Below are 16,592 nucleotides of genomic sequence, written 5' to 3' on the forward strand. Positions count from 1 at the left end.
ATGAATTTCTGCTCTCAATGGTCGCTTTTCACTCTTCATTTTTATACACTAAAAGAAGAACGAGATCTTCACAAGAAAGAGGTGAGAACAATGGAGGTTTACAGCTATCGTCAAATGGCACGAGACAAAGCAAGCCGAATTAAAGACGGCATGTGCGCTTATGCTGAGACAGAAATGATGGCCCATTTAATTAAAAAAGAATTAAAGCATCAAAATCTCCAAGCCTATGAAGATTCAACTGACATCGGCTGCTGGTTTATTCCTGTATCCAAGTAACCCTTTTCTCAAAGCTCAAAAAAAGAGAGGGGGACTTGAAGCCCCTCTCTCACGATGATTTACATACTTCTTCTAAATCACGCAAAATCTCATCTGCCACGGCCCAATCATATATGGACGCACCGGCTGCAAGCGGGTGACCGCCGCCATGATATTTTTTAGCAATGGTGTTAATCACAACGCCTTTTGAGCGGAACCTGACACGAATCTGATCGTTCTCTTCCACAAAAAAGACCCAAGCCTTAATCCCTGCAATATTTCCAAGTGTCCCAACAAGCTGTGAGGCTTGCTGCGCCGTTGTTTGGAACGATTCCAAAATGTCACGCTTAATAAAAACAGAGGCTACCCCATTTTCTGACAAAGAGATATGCTGAAAAATATAGCCATTTAATTTCACGACATTCAAATCCGTTTCATACAATTGATTGAAAAGGTCTGATGATGAAAACGGATATTCGATAAGTTCCCCTGCATATTTGAGTGTCTTTTTCGTCGTATTTGGGAAAAGGAAACGGCCTGTATCTCCTACAATGCCGGCATAAATGAGTTCAGCCGCCTTTGTATTCAGCTGATATCCTTCTTCTTTCCCCTCTAAATACAGCTCATAAATCATTTCACTCACAGAGCTTGCCTCTGTATCAACCCAAAGCAAGTCACCATACGGATCTTCATTTGGATGATGATCAATTTTCATCAGCTTATCACCCATAGAATAGCGCTGATCATCAATTCTTGCTTGATTCGCCGTGTCACAGACAATGACAAGGGCGCCTTTATACACTTCATCCGGCACCTCATCTAATTCATATAAAAATGAAAGGGATGGCTCAGGGGTTCCTGTCGCATAAATATTTTTTTCTGGATAGGTGGCACGCAGGATTTCTGTAAGGCCGCACTGCGATCCATACGCGTCAGGATCAGGTCTTACATGTCTATGAATGATGATGGTGTCATATAATGATATGGTTTTAATCAGTTCTTTTTTCATAAAAACTCCTTCTCATGCGATACTCTTTTTATTATTAAATCATAATCTATCCTGACGGAAAAGTGAGGAATAGACAATTTATTCTAGTAAGCAAGCCTATTTACGTTTAAAATAGGGTTGTAATCACTTACAATGGAGGCTTGGCACATGCTTGTTTTGATTGTGTTTATTATTTGTTCTGCCATGTTTTATTTATACTACAAAGCAAAAAACGTCCGTACGAACCGGCCGGTCGAGAAAAAATTCTGGTCTGCAAAATCAAGTATGGCACTCGGCTGCTTTGTCCTGCTCTTCGGTGTGAATCAATTATTTTTAAACCGCTCGTCACTCGCATTTGTCATTGGATTTATTTTTGTTGCAGTCGGTATCGGCAGTACGTGGGCTGGGTATAAAGCCTACAAGCACTACCTTCCGCTTTTTTTAAAGGAAGGCGAAAAAGATCACGCATAATAGAGGAAAGGGCGAGTGTATGTCGCCCTTTTTTGTCATTTATCCTCTCTCCATCAGCTGCACCATCAGCATCGCTTTCCCTACGATATTTGATTGGTGGTAAACCTCCACTTCCAGCTTTCCAAACTTGCGTCCTACTTCTAAAATATTTGGCTTGATTTGAATCGTTGATTCCATTTGAACCGGTTTTAAGAAGTAGACAGAGAGACTTTCCACAATCAGTTCGCCTTTTTTATGAGATTTTAAGAAGCGATTGGCTGATTCAATTAAAATTTGCGTAAACACACCATATGAAATATTGCCAAGCTGATTTGTCATTTGTGGTGTGACCTCATATTGATACACCGCATCTGTTTTTGGCTTTTCCGTATCGGTCTCTTTAAATCCTCTTGAAACGACATCATCCAGCTTTTCACCAACCTGCGGCTGCTTCTGAATCATTTGCAGCGCCTTCAGCACATCTTGCCGGCTGATCATCCCAATCAGCTTCGCATGATCATCTACAACTGGTAGCACTTCAATGCCTTCCCATACCATCATTTGGGCTGCTGAGGCGACTGATGTCTTGCCAATGACCGTCAGCGGATTTTTCGTCATCACCTTTTCAATCGGTGTGGAGCGGTCATGCCCCGCAATATCCTTTGAGGTGAGAATTCCATGAATCTTCATTTGATCATCTGCGACCGGGAAACGGCCGTGACCAGTTTCATAATTCTTTTCATACCATTTTTCAAGCTTATCCTCTGGTGATAAATACACCGTCCGTTCTATCGGTGTTAAAATATCTTCCACCAGTACAATCTCTTTTTTAATTAATTGGTCATAAATGGCTCTGTTTATGAGGGCCGCTACGGTAAATGTATCGTAGCTTGTCGATAAAATCGGCAGCTCTAGCTCATCTGCAAGCTGAATGATTTCATCATCTGTTGAGAATCCGCCTGTGACCAGCACAGCCGCCCCTGCCTCTAATGCCTGCCTATGAGCATTGATTCGGTTTCCGACGATCAGCAGGTTGCCAGCTGCCGTATAGCGCATCATTGCATCCAGCTCCATCGCTCCGATGACAAATTTGTTTAAAGTTTTATGTAAGCCGGCTCGTCCTCCAAGCACCTGCCCATCAATGACATTGACCACTTCCGCATAGGTCAGCTTTTCAATATTTTCTTTTTTCTTCTGTTCAATTCGAATGGTGCCGACTCGTTCAATGGTGCTCACGAACCCTTTATTTTCAGCATCCTTAATAGCCCGGTAAGCGGTGCCTTCACTTACTTTCATTTCTTTCGCTATACGCCGGACAGAAATTTTCTCCCCGACGTCTAATGAATCAATATACGATAAAATTTGCTCATGCTTTGTCGCCAATCCCGTTCACCCTTTTTGTTTTCAGCGTTTTCATCTATGTTTCATTATAAGGGCAGGAGGCTTTTAATAGCAATTTGTCTTTTACGCCAGCACGAGACAGGCAAACAAAAAAACCGGCATTTGTGTACCGGCTTTACTTAATGAAGATCAAATATTGATGGATTCTCCGCTGTTTAACACGTGACCCACACCGCCATGCAGGCTGTCTGCAAATGCATGAGGATCTTGCTCAATCGGCGGGAATGTACTGTAATGAATCGGAACGACCTGCTTAGCACGAAGCCATTCTGCTGCAATTCTTGCATCCTCTGGTCCCATGGTGAAGTTATCACCAATTGGAAGGAAGGCTAGGTCAATATGATTCAGCTCCCCAATCAGCTTCATATCTGAAAAGAGGGCCGTGTCCCCAGCGTGATAAATCGTTTTGCCTTCAGCTGTAAATAAAATTCCTGATGGCATGCCGGTATACGTAATCGTTTTTGCCTCTTCATCAATGATAGCAGAACCATGGAACGCTTGTGTGAGCTTAACTTTACCAAATTCAAACTCACGTCCGCCTCCAATAGAAAGCGGGTGCGTTTTCACCCCTTGCCAGCTTAAATAAGTGGCAAGTTCGAATGGCGCAATAACGAGCGCATCATTGTTTTTAGCGATTTCAATGGTGTCACCGACGTGATCTCCATGCCCGTGCGTGAGTAAAATGACATCCGCTTTGACATCTTGCGGCTTGATATCTGTGTGCTTATTTCCATTTAAAAATGGATCAATCCAAATATGGTATCCGTTTGTTTCAATGTGTACGACTGAATGTCCGTGATATGTAGCTTTCATGTGAGTATATCCACCTTTCGAATTTGATCTCATTTCATCTATTCCCTCTATAAAAAGCTGAAAAACTTAGTGTCTGTGAATCACGTTAAGACCACCTGTCGCTTCAATAACGGTTCCTGTAATCAGGTCAGAGCGGTCATCGCATAAAAAGGAGATAATTCGTCCGATATCTTCTCCAGTACCAGACCTGCCAATTGGTGTTTCATCGTCTTTCATCTGACGGGCTGCTTCTATTGTCGATTCTTTCATATCTCCAACGATTTTGCCTGGACAAACCATATTGGCCGTGATGCCATTTTCAGCTTCCTCTATCGCAATGGTTTTCGTCAATGACGCCAGTCCCACTTTTGCCGCTCCAAAGGCTGATCTGTGCATCCAGCCTGGTGCATGATCTGCCCCTTGGAAGCCATACGTAATGATGCGGCCAAAGCCTTGCTTTCTCATCATGGGGATGACCATTCGGAACAAATGGAACACCGCAGATAGGTTGCCTTCCATCATTTGATACCATTCATCTTCAGAGTAATCTGCGAGTTTCTTTCGTTCAAAAATATAAGGCCCGGCATTATTGATTAGAGCGTCAATCCGCCCAAACCGCTCTATTGCCAGCTCGACCATGTTTTTTAAATCTTCTTTGTTTGTCACATCACCTTGGACAAATTGAAGCTTATCTTCATATTCCTGCAATTCTTCTTTCATCTGCCGCACAGCTTCATCATCACTTCGATAATTCACTGTCACAGAATACCCCATATTCAGTAAAGACTCGGTGACTTTCCGGCCAAGCCCTTTAGAACCCGCTGTTATTAATGCGTGTCGCACACAATCTCCTCCTAAAGCAAAGGTTGCAAGTTCATGTGTTTCTCATACTATCTTTACTTTACTATAAACCGGCTCCCTTCGCACTTTTGAACCCTTCATTTTTGCTCGTAAACCGTACAGGGTGATTCATCCACTTTTTCATATCCCATGAGCCATGGATATCGAGAAGGAGCGAAACAAAACGATAGCATTCTCTCACCTCATGAAGCTGGCGAGGAAGCGGACAAATCTCTTCATAGCCCGCTTGAACATCCTGTGCAGCTTCTTTCGTCAAAAGGTATTCCAGTGCAATAAAATCAAACGCAGCTGGTCCATATACGACATATTCCGTATCAACTAGACTCGTCACTTGATCATTTTTTTCAATATATTGCGACGGATCTAAATCAATTAAAATGAGACTGGCTGAATCAGGAGGCCTCAGCTTGCCAAGCTTTTGCTGCACAATTTCTGCATAACACTGAAGTTCAGTCTGATCAGCGTAATAGCAGCTGATCAGTTTGGACACGGCCTTTTTTAACAGAGCATGAAATTCTCTCAAATGCCGCTTTTCAGCTCCGTATACTGCACCGAAAGAGTGGATTCGATCTGAATGAAGACGTGCTAGTTTCCTCCCATAATCTTGATAGAAGTTTGATGAACGACCCTCAAAAGATGTTAAAGGTGTTCCTTCTACTTTTTCCATGATATAAAAATATCTCCCTGCCTTCTTCACTTTACGAACAACTTCTGGAATATGAAAGGAATTCGTATGAGACAGCTTTTGATTGATTTGATCGATATGCTCTTGTACAGTATGGGCATCTACTCCATAGATCATGTTGATCCCAAAGACAAATTCACTTTCTTCTCTTGCCATTTTAGGAGATTTAATCACGTATTCCGTTTGATCTTGTAAGGAGACAAGCCACACATCATTAGCCCGTCCGGCATATTGTTCTCCTAACGTTTTAACTGATACGATCGGTTGATGAAACAAAGCCTCCAGCGTTTTCTTCATGATCTGCTGTCACTCCTTCCTCAGCTTGACTCTGGTACGCTTTCATTTTCTCCACTGATGATCAATCTCCTTTTTTCATTACAAAAAACCATCCGTATCAACGAATGGTTTTGGTGAGTTACGCTAGGCAGGCTTTTGCTTTTTCTAAAGCAAGCTGAATTTGTTTGAATCCAGTTCCACCTGCACTTGTTCTTTTTTCAACCGCAACATATGGATCAAGAACGGTGTAAATGTCTTGTTCAAAGAGGCCGCTTGCTTCTGTGAATGTTTCGAAAGAAAGATCACTTAAGTAGATGCCTTTTTGAATGCACGTATACACAAGTTTTCCAACGATTTCGTGTGCTTCACGGAATGGCATGCCTTTTTTCGCAAGATAGTCTGCCACTTCTGTCGCATTTGAGAAATCTTCTTTTGTTGCCTTTTTCATGACATCCTCGTTCACTGTCATCGTTTGAATCATGCCTGTGAAGATTTGCAGACTGCCAGCGATGGTTTTCACTGTATCAAACATGCCTTCTTTGTCCTCTTGCAGGTCTTTGTTATACGTAAGCGGCAAGCCTTTCATAATGGTGAGAAGCCCCATCAGGTTGCCATATACACGACCTGTTTTCCCGCGGATCAATTCTGCCATATCCGGGTTTTTCTTTTGCGGCATCATGCTGCTGCCTGTTGCGTACGTGTCATCAAGTTCAATGAATTTGAATTCTTGAGAGCACCATAAAATGATTTCTTCACAAAGACGTGAGAGATGCATCATCACAAGGCTACTATTAGACAAGAATTCTAAAATGAAGTCCCGATCACTTACGCCATCAAGGCTGTTCTCGTAAATATGATCAAAGCCAAGCAGCTCTGCTGTATATTCACGATCAATTGGGAATGTCGTTCCTGCTAACGCCCCGCACCCAAGCGGGGAGACGTTAATCCGCTTCAAAGAATCTTGAAAGCGCGCTTTGTCACGCTCAAGCATCCAAAAATACGCAAGCATATGATGGGCAAAGGAAATAGGCTGTGCACGCTGCAGGTGCGTATATCCTGGAAAGATCGTTTCAACGTGCTGTTCTGCCTTTTCTACAAGCACCGTTTGAAAGGAAGAGATCAGCTCAATGATATGCTCTACTTGGTTATTCAAATATAAATGCATATCGGTTGCGACCTGATCATTCCGGCTTCTCGCTGTGTGCAATTTGCCTCCAAGCGGACCAATCTCATCAATGAGCATTTTTTCAAGGTTTAGATGAATATCCTCATAGTCTACTGAGAAATCGAGTTCATCCGCCTCTGCCTTTTTCATCAGGGTATTCAATCCGTCTTTGATGACAGCGGCCTCCTCATCGCCGAGGATACCGCATTTATTCAGCATACTTGCATGGGCAAGGGAGCCGGTCAGATCTTCTTTGACTAATTGTTTGTCGAAATGAATGGACGCGCCAAACTCATCGACCCATTTTTCTGGTGTTTTTTGAAATCGGCCTCCCCAAAGCTTTTTCATGCTTTAACCTGCTCCTTTTTATTCACGATGCTGTTTACTTTTGTTGGTAAACCCCAAAGGTTAATAAATCCTACAGCTGCATCATGATCGAATTCATCTGCTTTTGTGTAAGTCGCTAGATTTTCATCATAAAGTGAATATGGTGATTTACGTCCTTCTACAATGGCATGGCCTTTAAATAGTTTCACACGTACAACACCTGTTACGTTCTTTTGTGTTTCTTGTAAGAATGCATCTAGTGCTGCTTTTAGTGGTGAGAACCATAGGCCGTTGTATATTAATTCAGCCATTTTTTGTTCAACGATTGGCTTAAAATGCGCCACTTCTTTGACAAGTGTTAAGTCTTCAAGCTCTTTATGTGCTTTTAATAGTGTAACTGCGCCTGGGCACTCGTACACTTCACGAGATTTGATTCCAACAAGACGGTTTTCCACGTGATCGATTCTGCCAACACCATGCTGACCAGCGACTTCATTTAAATGAAGGATGAGATCAGATAATGAATACTGGATACCGTCAATGGCTGTTGGTTTTCCTTTTTCAAACGTGATTTCAATGATCTCAGGTGTGTCAGGTGTTTTTTCAAGTGGGTTTGTCAGGTCATATGCACCTTCTGGCGGCGCAGCCCAAGGATCTTCTAAGATGCCGCATTCGTTACTTCTGCCCCAAAGGTTTTGGTCAATTGAATACGGGCTGTCTAAGTTAATCGGAATTGGAATGCCGTGTTTTTGTGCATATTCGATTTCTTCATCACGAGACCATTTCCATTCACGCACTGGTGCAAGAACTTCTAGGTCTGGATTCAATGCTTTAATGGATACTTCGAAACGAACTTGGTCGTTTCCTTTTCCAGTACATCCGTGTGCAACGGCTACTGCATTTTCTTTCTCTGCTACTTCCACTAATTTCTTTGCAATAAGCGGACGAGATAGTGCAGACACAAGCGGGTATTTCCCTTCATACATCGTGTGTGCTTGCAGTGCAGCAAGTGCAAATTCTTCAGCAAATTCTTCTTTTGCGTCGATCATGTATGATTGAACGGCTCCGACTTGAAGTGCTTTTTGCTGAACGAATGCTAAGTCTTTTCCTTCACCTACATCCAGGCAGCAAGCGACAACCTCGTATCCTTGCTCTTGTAACCATTTAACTGCAACAGAGGTATCAAGACCTCCGGAATATGCTAATACGACTTTTTTATTTTGTGACATGTTTGAAAAGCTCCTCTCGCTTGTTTTGATTCTGTGAATGTTTTTTTGCATAAAAATAAGTTTTAATTTATAAACATGCATTTAGTATGTATACACTGTAACAAGGAAAAATTGTTTTTTCAACCCCTTTATGAAAAAAACTCTGCCAAATTTTTTGGGCAGAGTCATTTTGGGTTATATTTGATCTTTTTCAAGCTCACGTATGACGTGTGGGAGCTCTGGAATGATGAGTTTTGTCATGGCTAAACGTACCGCTCCGGTAGATCCCGGTGTGGCAAAGACGGCTTTTTTGTTCATCACCCCTGCCGTCGCTCTAGATAAGATAGCGGCTGATCCAATATCTTCTGTATAGCTTAGCATGCGAAAGATTTCGCCAAAGCCAGGCAGTTCTTTTGAGAAAAGAGGTGTAATGGATTCAATGGTGACATCCCTTGCTGCAATACCAGTTCCCCCGTTTAACAAGACGGCATCAATCTTCGCTTCACTCGTTCCTTCTAATACAGCGTCTTGAATCGCTCCAATGTCATCCTTTACAATATCGTATGCCAAAATGAGATGCCCCTGTTCTTTAAGCAAATCAATCATCAGGCGGCCGCTTTTATCTGTTTCTTTTGTCCTTGTATCACTGACTGTAATGACTTTTATGTTCAGCCTCTTTTTCGCTTCTCGTTTATGTTCTTCAACGCTCATTGCTCACACCGTCCCTTTCACTTCGTATTGCACCACATTATAGCATGCTGCTTTGAATAGAAAAAAGCTCTTTCCCTTATAGGGAAAGAGCTGCACAACTTATTACGCTAAACGCATAACGTCTCTTGCAATCATGACTTCTTCGTTCGTTGGAATGACAATCACTTTTACAGGAGAGTGCGGGTAGCTGATGAATGCTTCTTCGCCTCTCATGTTGTTAAGAGAAGGATCCCAGTATACGCCCATGAATTCTAGACCACGAAGTACACGTGCTCTCACTTCTGAACTGTTTTCACCGATACCAGCTGTGAAAATGATTGCATCTACGCCATTCATTCTCGCTGCATAAGAACCGATGTATTTATGAATACGGCTTGCAAAAATATCAAGCGCTACTTCTGCACGGTCGTTTCCTTCTTCTGTTGCTTCTTCGATATCACGAAGATCACTTGAAAGACCAGACACCCCTAAAAGACCACTCTTCTTATTTAAAGTAGAAAGAACTTCTTCAGCAGTATGTCCTGTTTTCTCCATAATAAATGGAATAAGGGCAGGGTCAATGTTACCTGAACGTGTACCCATCGCAACACCCGCAAGTGGTGTGAAGCCCATTGATGTATCGATTGATTTTCCGCCTTCAACTGCGGCAATACTTGCACCGTTTCCTAAGTGACAAGAAATCAAACGAAGCTCTTCAAGAGGACGGCCTAATAGCTCTGCTGCACGCTCTGTGACGAATTTGTGGCTTGTCCCGTGGAATCCGTATTTACGAATACCATATTTTTTGTAGTAGTCGTATGGAAGGCTGTATAGGTAAGACTGCTCTGGCATCGTTTGGTGGAAGGCTGTATCGAACACAGCCACCGCTGGAACGTCAGGCAGAATTTGTTTGAATGCTTTGATTCCTACAACGTTTGCAGGGTTGTGAAGTGGTGCAAGCTCAGAAAGCTGATCAATTTCATTGATGACTTCGTCTGTTAATAGAACAGAATCGCTGAACTTTTCTCCACCGTGAACGACGCGGTGTCCTACACCATCAATTTCGTTAAAGTCTTTGATGATGTTGAATTCAATGAGCTTTTCAAGCAGCATTTTTACCGCTACTGCGTGATCTGGGATATCAGTGACTTCTGTTTTCTTTTCTCCATCTACAGAAATCGTAAAGATACTGTTGTCCATTCCAATTCTTTCAACAAGACCTTTCGTTAAAACGGTTTCTTCTGGCATATTGAACAATTGAAATTTAAGAGATGAGCTTCCTGCGTTGATTGCAATAATTTTGGACATTCTTGTCGCTCCTTTTACTCTGTTGTTATATAAGGTTTCACGTTTTTTCCGGTGCTATATTCAACCTGTTGAACGGGTCTTTTATAGTTTAACGATAAGTCCGAAAAATATCTGACTTTTTCATTTAAACATTGAAAACTTTGCATTTCAAGTACACCTTCGAACTGTTACCGCTTACATCGATAAGTCGTTATTTTCTGAATAATAAAATAGCCAGACATCACTCTGGCTATTCTTTCGTTTCTTTTTCTTCAATAAACCACTGGTCTAATTTTCTCATGACACTCACCATCGCTTCCTTCTGTGAGAAAGATGGAAGGTTCGCAAACAGCATCCGTTTCGGCGCTTTTAGTCCTTCTTTTTTCTTTTGCATCACAAATAGGCTTTTGGCGTGCTTTTTGTCTTTGAACATGGAGACTGGCAGCTGAATTAAAGCATTCATATACGCGTGATCTTTGATGAAATCCTTCAATTGCACGCTTTCTTTTCCTTCAAACAAATCGTTTGGAATGATGAAGAATAAGAAGCCGCCTTCTTTCGTGTAACGAAGACTTTGTTCAATGAATAAATAATGGGCAAAGGAATGACCTTCTTTTGCCTTTAATTCATAGTCTGCCGCACGCTCATCATTTGGATAATAGCCGACTGGAAGACTGCACACGGTCACATCTGCCGGTGAGATGAGAAGCGGCTCAAGGCTGTCCTGATGGAAAAGCTCTACTTCTTTCTCTTCTAAATTCGCCTGTGCCCAAGCAATTTTAATGAGCACATCATCAATTTCAGAGGCAAAACCACGTTTTGTTTCTGCAGTGAGATTGTTTAAGACTGCTAGCAGTAAATTCCCTGTTCCTGCTGCTGGATCAAAGACAATCAGCTCTTTTTGTTCTTCTAAAAATTTATTGACCAAATAGCTGACAAACAGACCAATTGTATCAGGTGTCATCTGCCGGTTTGGATGTGAAATATCCTTTTGTCCTTTTAATACGGCGAGCTGAAACGCTTTACGAATCTGCTCATGATCATAAGAGGCGAAATCTGCTTTCTCTATTAAATCTTTTAGTAAACCGTTTCGATCATTTGCCTGGAAAAAGGCTTCTCCTGCTTCTGCCAATGCTTCAATATAGGAAATGTCCTGTTCCTTTTTTAAACGAATGGACGCTGTATCGAGCAGCTCAAAAATCGTACTCACTTGATCTTTCTGCAATGCTTTTCTCTCCTCGCTTTGCTAAAAGCTATATATTCTCATTGAAAAGAGCCCCAGTATGAAGCCGGAGCTCTTGTCGATGCTGCTTTTATAACAGTGCTTTTGCAGCTTCAATGGCCTTTTCATAATTTGGATGATTCGTTGCTTCGCTTACGTATTCAGTGTAAACCACTTTTCCGCTCGGGTCTAATACGAAGACTGCACGCGCCAATAAACGCAATTCTTTCATATAAACACCAAATGCTTCACCAAAAGACATATCTCTATGATCAGATAATGTTTCGACATTTTCAATTCCGTTTGCTCCGCACCAGCGTGCTTGTGCAAATGGAAGGTCTGCACTAATCGTATAAATATTGACTGGACCTAAACCAGCTGCCTCTTCATTGAAACGTCTTGTTTGTGCGTCACACACACCTGTATCAATAGAAGGAATCACTGAGATGATCGTCACTTTTCCTGTTAAATCAGAAAGTGAAACTTCCCCTAGTGAGTTCGTTAATACCGTAAAATCAGGAGCCTGCTCGCCTACTTTCACTTCATTCCCTACAAGCGTTACTGGGCTCCCTTTAAATGTGATCGATGCCAAAACAATTCCTCCCTTATCAAATGTATGGTTCTATCATAGTAGAGAACGCCAAAAACTGCAAAGCCTAATCGTCCATTTTGAAAAAAAAGTTAACTGCATCGCAGCTAACTTTTTAAAGGTCTATGTCATCTAGTTTTCGTTCTTTGTGACGGTGCTCCCGTTCATCCTTCTTAAACATGTGCTGAAGACGTTCAATTGCTTGAGGAGCAGAATCCAATATTTTATCGAGCAGATGTGTGTGTTCATCCAAATGAAGCATTCGAACACCATTTGTTCCCACAATTAAAAAGGCGATTGGTGTAATGGATACCCCGCCGCCGCTTCCGCCGCCAAATGGGAGTTTCGGTTCTTTTCGTTCTTGTTCATCAGAACGTTTTTCTTTCTTTTGGTTACCGTTGAATTCACTGCCGCCGGCTGCAAATCCAAAACCGACCTTTGACACAGTGAGAATGACACTGCCGTCAGGGGTTTCGACTGGATCGCCGATGATCGTATTCACATCAATCATTTCTTTTAAGTTTTCCATCGCTGTCTTCATGAGACCTTGGATTGGATGATCTGCCATTTTCGGGTTCCTCCTTAAACAGATGATTCATTCTTCGTTGCTTGAAGAGAGGCATTTTTCCTCGCCTTTCTCCCTTTTAACCAATGGACAAGTAATCGAATGGCTGCAAGCATAGCATGTCCAATACGAAAATAAGCTATACATGTAAAGTGTGTCTGTGACACATTGTGCTGAAAAGCGGGAATCACTTCATAGACAGGTTTACGCTTAAAGGTGAGATGCTCCTGCATAAAGGCAAGGAGCGCTCCTTTGACTGACCAAACGCCGCCGGCTGCCACACCTGTTAAAGCTGCGTCATGAAAACCAATCCATGTTGACCAGTGAAACGAGACAATTTTTATATGAATGAAGAACTTACGCATGATCCTGTTTAGATCGACAATCTCTTTTGTGATGCGCTCCATTTGCTGAAGGATTTCCTTCACATCACGCTTGCCGACTTTTTTATGGATGGTTTCTTTTTCGTGATTAGGCGTTTTGGAGCTGGCCATTTTCTTTTCACGAATATCAATGGTTTGATCTTCCGTGTTCAATTTCACCATCGGAATGTCTTTCTTCAGTCTAACGATTCCGTATAAGGTGATGACCTTCACCGCAATGTGGTCATTGTCATTTGCATGTGAATAGTCCAGTGAAAGGGTCACTTTCATGAAGATCAATAAGATCACCAGAAACAAAAAAGCTGCGATCCAAACGTACAGCACTGCGCTCACTTCCTCCATAACAAATCTTGCTTCCTCTACGATTATGGCTTTGATTCCAGATTTTATACCCAATCATCAAAAAAGAGTTTGACCGGCACCGGTCAAACTCCCTGTAGGTTACACGTTTGATTCTGTTTTTTCATATAAATGCTCATGGACGACCACTGTATCCGCAAAGTAGTCATGAACCCCTTGCTTTTTCGGTGAGAACCCAACAACAGCATAGAGAACAAAAAGCGTGTTAATATATCGGCCAACAATTTCTCTAAAGACAATGACATCCCATGACAGCTGCTTCTCAGGCTGAAGTGAGACAACTTTGATTCCAAATACCATCTTCCCAAGGGTTTGTTGAAACATTTTCGTCATGATCGCAAAATAAAGCAGAAAGACAATCGTCGTCGTGACGGAAAATGGCGAAAACCAGCCGCCGCCTTTTGACCAGCCAAACAGACTAAAGATTGGAGAAACCGTCAAATGGTTAACACCCCAGACGACGAGCCAATCAAGGATAAATGCCCAAAATCTAATCCAAAAACCGGCAAAGGCCTGTGTCTCAATTGAAGCGCGCTTCGCAAGGACCGGCTTCGAGTCTTCCTCTTGGCTGCGGCTTCCCTTTACTTCATCGAATGTAGAATCCATCTATGATCCCTCCTTTATTTTGAATAGAGATACATCGGTTTAGACCCATTTGAGCCAGCCAGTGTTTCTTTTAAATTCAGAAAATCAATTTCACTTTTAAAGAGCTTGGTTGCACTCATATTAAGGAGAGAGTTCCAGCCAAAGCTTTGAGAATAGCTGATAACCTTTGCTCCTTTTAAGCCTTTTTCATTTTTCTTCATCGCTTTTAGCGCATCTTCATAGTATCCAAGCTCATCCACTAACCCGTTGGCCTTCGCCTGTGTTCCGTCATATACTCGGCCATCGGCAATTTTCTTCACGTCTTTTTTAGACATGCCGCGTCCTTCCGAGATGACTTTGACAAACCCTTCATAAGAGTTGTCGACCATGCTTTGCATGATGCTGCGTTCATCCTTTGTCATATCACGATTTGGAGACATGATGTCTTTATATTTTCCACTCTTAATGGTTTCATATTTAATGCCTAAATTATCCGCAAGCTTTGAATAATTCAAGCTTTGCATGATGACACCTAGAGAACCGGTTAATGTTTCAGGTGAAGCAAAGATTTTGTTCGCTGGTGTCGACACGTAATAGCCGCCAGAAGCCGCCATTGATCCCATAGATACGTAAATTGGCTTGTTCGCTTTTTTCACTTCTTCTAATTTTTTATGTATTTCAGCACTTTCATAGACACCGCCGCCAGGAGAGTTAACGCGAAGCAGTATACCTTTTACAGAAATATCATCTTTTGCTTTATCTATTTCTTTTAAGAACGCACGATGGTCATACGCTTCTCCGCCTAAAAGGCTTGATGCACCGCCGTTATCTTGAATCGTTCCATTAATCTCAAGAACGGCAATTTTATTCGCTCCGCTCCCTTCCTCTAGTACCTTTTCTTCGATTTCATCCCCAAATTGATAGCTCATTTTATTGTCATTGAAGTTTTCGAACACGGCCATCGTGATACTAATCAGAATCGAAAATCCGAAAACACCAAGTGCAATGATTAACGCTACCCATCTTTTCGCATTCATCTCTTTCTCCTCCTTTTTTGTCTCACTTCATTCATACGAATACACACATGAAATGTTTCACAAGAACTGTGGTTTTTTTACATTTCATTTCAACATATGATAGCACCGATCTTAAATGACGATCAACTTTACATCTTTTATCATGAGAATCTCACCACGAGAAATTGGCTATTTTATCCTCTCCCCACACCTAATAGCATAGATACTCACCACAACGAAACACCCAAACCTCTCCTGCATCAAAAAACAGCTATTAAATTATGCTCAAAGTCAGCGAGTTCGAATCACTTACATCGACTCATTTCTAAAAGAAGAACCTAGTATCATCTGCGTCTTTCTAATATTTTTACTTTCATATGAAAAAAGTGTAAAATGTGACCAAGGGTTTTATATGTAAGCCCTTTAATAATGGAAATCTATTTTTGACAACAAAGGGGAGAACGTCAATGACAGACAATCGCCGCAATGTATTTTTCTTTTACAAAAAAGATCATGAATTGGATGGACATATTTCTTCTCTGGAGAAGCTCGCTACCGATCAAGGCTTTCAAGTCGTCAAGCGTGCAGAAGATGCCCATATTATTGCTTCAATTGGCGGAGATGGTACATTTCTTCAAGCAGTTCGTAAAACGAAATTCCGTGATGACTGCTTGTATGTAGGGGTATCAAAAACAGAGAATTCACATTTATACTGTGATTTTTCATTAGAGCATTTTGATAAAATGATTGATGCCATGAACACCGAAAAAATTGAAGTAAGAAAATATCCAATCATTGATGTAAGCATCGACAGTACAAATCAATTCCATTGCTTAAACGAACTGTCGATCCGCTCTAGCATCATTAAAACATTTGTCATCGATGTGTATATAGATGATTTTCATTTTGAAACCTTTAGAGGTGACGGGATGATTATTTCCACTCCGACCGGCTCAACGGCATACAACAAATCCGTAAACGGCGCCGTGGTTGACCCGATGCTTCCTTGTATGCAAGTGACAGAGCTTGCATCTCTGAATAACAACTCGTACCGGACACTTGGCGCCCCATTTATTTTAAGCAGTGACCGCAAGCTGACGCTGAAGGTGGTCCAAGATGGAAACGACCATCCGATTATCGGACTTGATAACGAAGCGCTCGGTACAAAACACGTCAAACAAATTGACATTGGACTTTCAGGCAAAGTAATTAAAACGGTCAAATTAAAAGACAACTCCTACTGGGAAAAAGTCAAACGCAGATTTCTTTAAAGGAAAGCCCCTATATGGGGCTTTCAAATTGTTGACAAAGGGCTAAAATGTTGTTGATTTTAGCCCTTTGTCTTCTTTTCAGCGTGACATGAAAACCTTTGCAGTCTAGGAAGGACGAGTACTGGCGTGGAGCGAATTTGACATTCGTGAGTACCAGCACGCAGGACTGACACCGAATGCGAGGGTTTGTCTACACGCTGAAAGCTAATCTATGGG

18 protein-coding genes are annotated in these 16,592 nt (G+C 41.9%); 3 read left to right on the plus strand and 15 right to left on the minus strand.

Annotated features, from left to right (window positions below):
* Positions 1 to 90 precede the first annotated feature (90 nt).
* Complete coding sequence (locus BA1_RS04220; RefSeq protein ID WP_008346082.1) at positions 91 to 276, plus strand: YtzJ family protein; 186 nt, start codon at positions 91 to 93, stop codon at positions 274 to 276.
* A 49-nt stretch (positions 277 to 325) separates the two neighbouring features.
* On the opposite strand, the gene BA1_RS04225 is transcribed toward BA1_RS04220, so the two are convergent.
* A complete protein-coding gene (locus tag BA1_RS04225) occupies positions 326 to 1,264 on the minus strand; it encodes a DHH family phosphoesterase (RefSeq protein WP_008356077.1) in 939 nt (312 codons plus the stop codon).
* Positions 1,265 to 1,411: 147 nt separating this feature from the next.
* Here BA1_RS04225 and BA1_RS04230 point away from each other — a divergent pair, with 147 nt between their 5' ends.
* Entirely contained in the window at positions 1,412 to 1,714 is a 303-nt protein-coding gene (locus BA1_RS04230; RefSeq protein ID WP_003216665.1) for a YtpI family protein, read from the plus strand.
* 39 nt (positions 1,715 to 1,753) lie between these two features.
* Here the strand turns inward: BA1_RS04230 and BA1_RS04235 are convergent, their stop codons facing one another.
* The 14 genes from BA1_RS04235 to sppA form a co-directional block, all read right to left on the minus strand.
* Positions 1,754 to 3,076 (minus strand): CBS domain-containing protein, encoded by a 1,323-nt coding sequence (locus BA1_RS04235; RefSeq protein WP_008356079.1) that lies wholly within the window; start codon positions 3,074 to 3,076, stop codon positions 1,754 to 1,756.
* Between the two features lie 147 nt (positions 3,077 to 3,223).
* Positions 3,224 to 3,907, minus strand: a complete 684-nt coding sequence (locus BA1_RS04240; protein WP_008356083.1) for a metal-dependent hydrolase — start codon at positions 3,905 to 3,907, stop codon at positions 3,224 to 3,226.
* A 66-nt stretch (positions 3,908 to 3,973) separates the two neighbouring features.
* Complete coding sequence (locus tag BA1_RS04245) at positions 3,974 to 4,729, minus strand: SDR family oxidoreductase (RefSeq protein ID WP_008356086.1); 756 nt, start codon at positions 4,727 to 4,729, stop codon at positions 3,974 to 3,976.
* Between the two features lie 61 nt (positions 4,730 to 4,790).
* A complete protein-coding gene (locus BA1_RS04250; protein WP_008356087.1) occupies positions 4,791 to 5,729 on the minus strand; it encodes a phosphotransferase in 939 nt (312 codons plus the stop codon).
* A gap of 118 nt (positions 5,730 to 5,847) precedes the next feature.
* On the minus strand, positions 5,848 to 7,221 hold the full coding sequence (argH, locus tag BA1_RS04255; protein WP_008356089.1) for an argininosuccinate lyase: 1,374 nt from the start codon (positions 7,219 to 7,221) through the stop codon (positions 5,848 to 5,850).
* Positions 7,218 to 8,429 (minus strand): argininosuccinate synthase, encoded by a 1,212-nt coding sequence (locus tag BA1_RS04260; protein WP_008356091.1) that lies wholly within the window; start codon positions 8,427 to 8,429, stop codon positions 7,218 to 7,220. The genes argH and BA1_RS04260 overlap by 4 nt, the downstream gene beginning before the upstream one ends.
* Before the next feature lie 174 nt (positions 8,430 to 8,603).
* Positions 8,604 to 9,119: a MogA/MoaB family molybdenum cofactor biosynthesis protein gene (locus BA1_RS04265; RefSeq protein ID WP_008356094.1), complete on the minus strand. Its 516-nt coding sequence runs from the start codon at positions 9,117 to 9,119 to the stop codon at positions 8,604 to 8,606.
* A 102-nt stretch (positions 9,120 to 9,221) separates the two neighbouring features.
* On the minus strand, positions 9,222 to 10,406 hold the full coding sequence (locus BA1_RS04270; RefSeq protein WP_008356096.1) for an acetate kinase: 1,185 nt from the start codon (positions 10,404 to 10,406) through the stop codon (positions 9,222 to 9,224).
* Positions 10,407 to 10,635: 229 nt separating this feature from the next.
* On the minus strand, positions 10,636 to 11,610 hold the full coding sequence (locus BA1_RS04275) for a class I SAM-dependent methyltransferase (protein WP_008356098.1): 975 nt from the start codon (positions 11,608 to 11,610) through the stop codon (positions 10,636 to 10,638).
* Positions 11,611 to 11,698: 88 nt separating this feature from the next.
* Positions 11,699 to 12,199, minus strand: coding sequence for a thiol peroxidase (gene tpx, locus BA1_RS04280; protein ID WP_008356100.1), 501 nt, complete (start codon positions 12,197 to 12,199; stop codon positions 11,699 to 11,701).
* Between the two features lie 112 nt (positions 12,200 to 12,311).
* Positions 12,312 to 12,764 carry a GerW family sporulation protein gene (gene ytfJ, locus BA1_RS04285; RefSeq protein WP_008356102.1) on the minus strand — a complete coding sequence of 151 codons (453 nt, stop codon included), beginning with the start codon at positions 12,762 to 12,764 and terminating at the stop codon, positions 12,312 to 12,314.
* Positions 12,765 to 12,778: 14 nt separating this feature from the next.
* Positions 12,779 to 13,486 carry a DUF2953 domain-containing protein gene (locus BA1_RS04290; protein WP_008356104.1) on the minus strand — a complete coding sequence of 236 codons (708 nt, stop codon included), beginning with the start codon at positions 13,484 to 13,486 and terminating at the stop codon, positions 12,779 to 12,781.
* Between the two features lie 99 nt (positions 13,487 to 13,585).
* Positions 13,586 to 14,110: an RDD family protein gene (locus BA1_RS04295; RefSeq protein WP_008356106.1), complete on the minus strand. Its 525-nt coding sequence runs from the start codon at positions 14,108 to 14,110 to the stop codon at positions 13,586 to 13,588.
* A 14-nt stretch (positions 14,111 to 14,124) separates the two neighbouring features.
* The gene (gene sppA, locus BA1_RS04300; protein WP_008356108.1) at positions 14,125 to 15,126 is read right to left on the minus strand and encodes a signal peptide peptidase SppA; all 1,002 of its coding nucleotides are present in this window, start codon (positions 15,124 to 15,126) and stop codon (positions 14,125 to 14,127) included.
* A gap of 446 nt (positions 15,127 to 15,572) precedes the next feature.
* Here sppA and BA1_RS04305 point away from each other — a divergent pair, with 446 nt between their 5' ends.
* A complete protein-coding gene (locus BA1_RS04305) occupies positions 15,573 to 16,376 on the plus strand; it encodes an NAD kinase (RefSeq protein WP_008356109.1) in 804 nt (267 codons plus the stop codon).
* Positions 16,377 to 16,592 lie beyond the last annotated feature (216 nt).

This window comes from Bacillus xiamenensis (assembly GCF_000300535.1).
GTDB lineage: Bacteria > Bacillota > Bacilli > Bacillales > Bacillaceae > Bacillus > Bacillus xiamenensis.

What these genes read in the sequence shown, in the direction of transcription:
- BA1_RS04220 (WP_008346082.1), top strand. Translation starts at nt 91, where the DNA reads ATGGAGGTTTACAGCTATCGTCAAATGGCACGAGACAAAGCAAGCCGA.
- BA1_RS04225 (WP_008356077.1), bottom strand. Translation starts at nt 1,264, where the DNA reads ATGAAAAAAGAACTGATTAAAACCATATCATTATATGACACCATCATC.
- BA1_RS04230 (WP_003216665.1), top strand. Translation starts at nt 1,412, where the DNA reads ATGCTTGTTTTGATTGTGTTTATTATTTGTTCTGCCATGTTTTATTTA.
- BA1_RS04240 (WP_008356083.1), bottom strand. Translation starts at nt 3,907, where the DNA reads ATGAAAGCTACATATCACGGACATTCAGTCGTACACATTGAAACAAAC.
- BA1_RS04250 (WP_008356087.1), bottom strand. Translation starts at nt 5,729, where the DNA reads ATGAAGAAAACGCTGGAGGCTTTGTTTCATCAACCGATCGTATCAGTT.
- argH (WP_008356089.1), bottom strand. Translation starts at nt 7,221, where the DNA reads ATGAAAAAGCTTTGGGGAGGCCGATTTCAAAAAACACCAGAAAAATGG.
- BA1_RS04260 (WP_008356091.1), bottom strand. Translation starts at nt 8,429, where the DNA reads ATGTCACAAAATAAAAAAGTCGTATTAGCATATTCCGGAGGTCTTGAT.
- BA1_RS04265 (WP_008356094.1), bottom strand. Translation starts at nt 9,119, where the DNA reads ATGAGCGTTGAAGAACATAAACGAGAAGCGAAAAAGAGGCTGAACATA.
- BA1_RS04270 (WP_008356096.1), bottom strand. Translation starts at nt 10,406, where the DNA reads ATGTCCAAAATTATTGCAATCAACGCAGGAAGCTCATCTCTTAAATTT.
- ytfJ (WP_008356102.1), bottom strand. Translation starts at nt 12,764, where the DNA reads ATGGCAGATCATCCAATCCAAGGTCTCATGAAGACAGCGATGGAAAAC.
- BA1_RS04290 (WP_008356104.1), bottom strand. Translation starts at nt 13,486, where the DNA reads ATGGAGGAAGTGAGCGCAGTGCTGTACGTTTGGATCGCAGCTTTTTTG.
- BA1_RS04295 (WP_008356106.1), bottom strand. Translation starts at nt 14,110, where the DNA reads ATGGATTCTACATTCGATGAAGTAAAGGGAAGCCGCAGCCAAGAGGAA.
- sppA (WP_008356108.1), bottom strand. Translation starts at nt 15,126, where the DNA reads ATGAATGCGAAAAGATGGGTAGCGTTAATCATTGCACTTGGTGTTTTC.
- BA1_RS04305 (WP_008356109.1), top strand. Translation starts at nt 15,573, where the DNA reads ATGACAGACAATCGCCGCAATGTATTTTTCTTTTACAAAAAAGATCAT.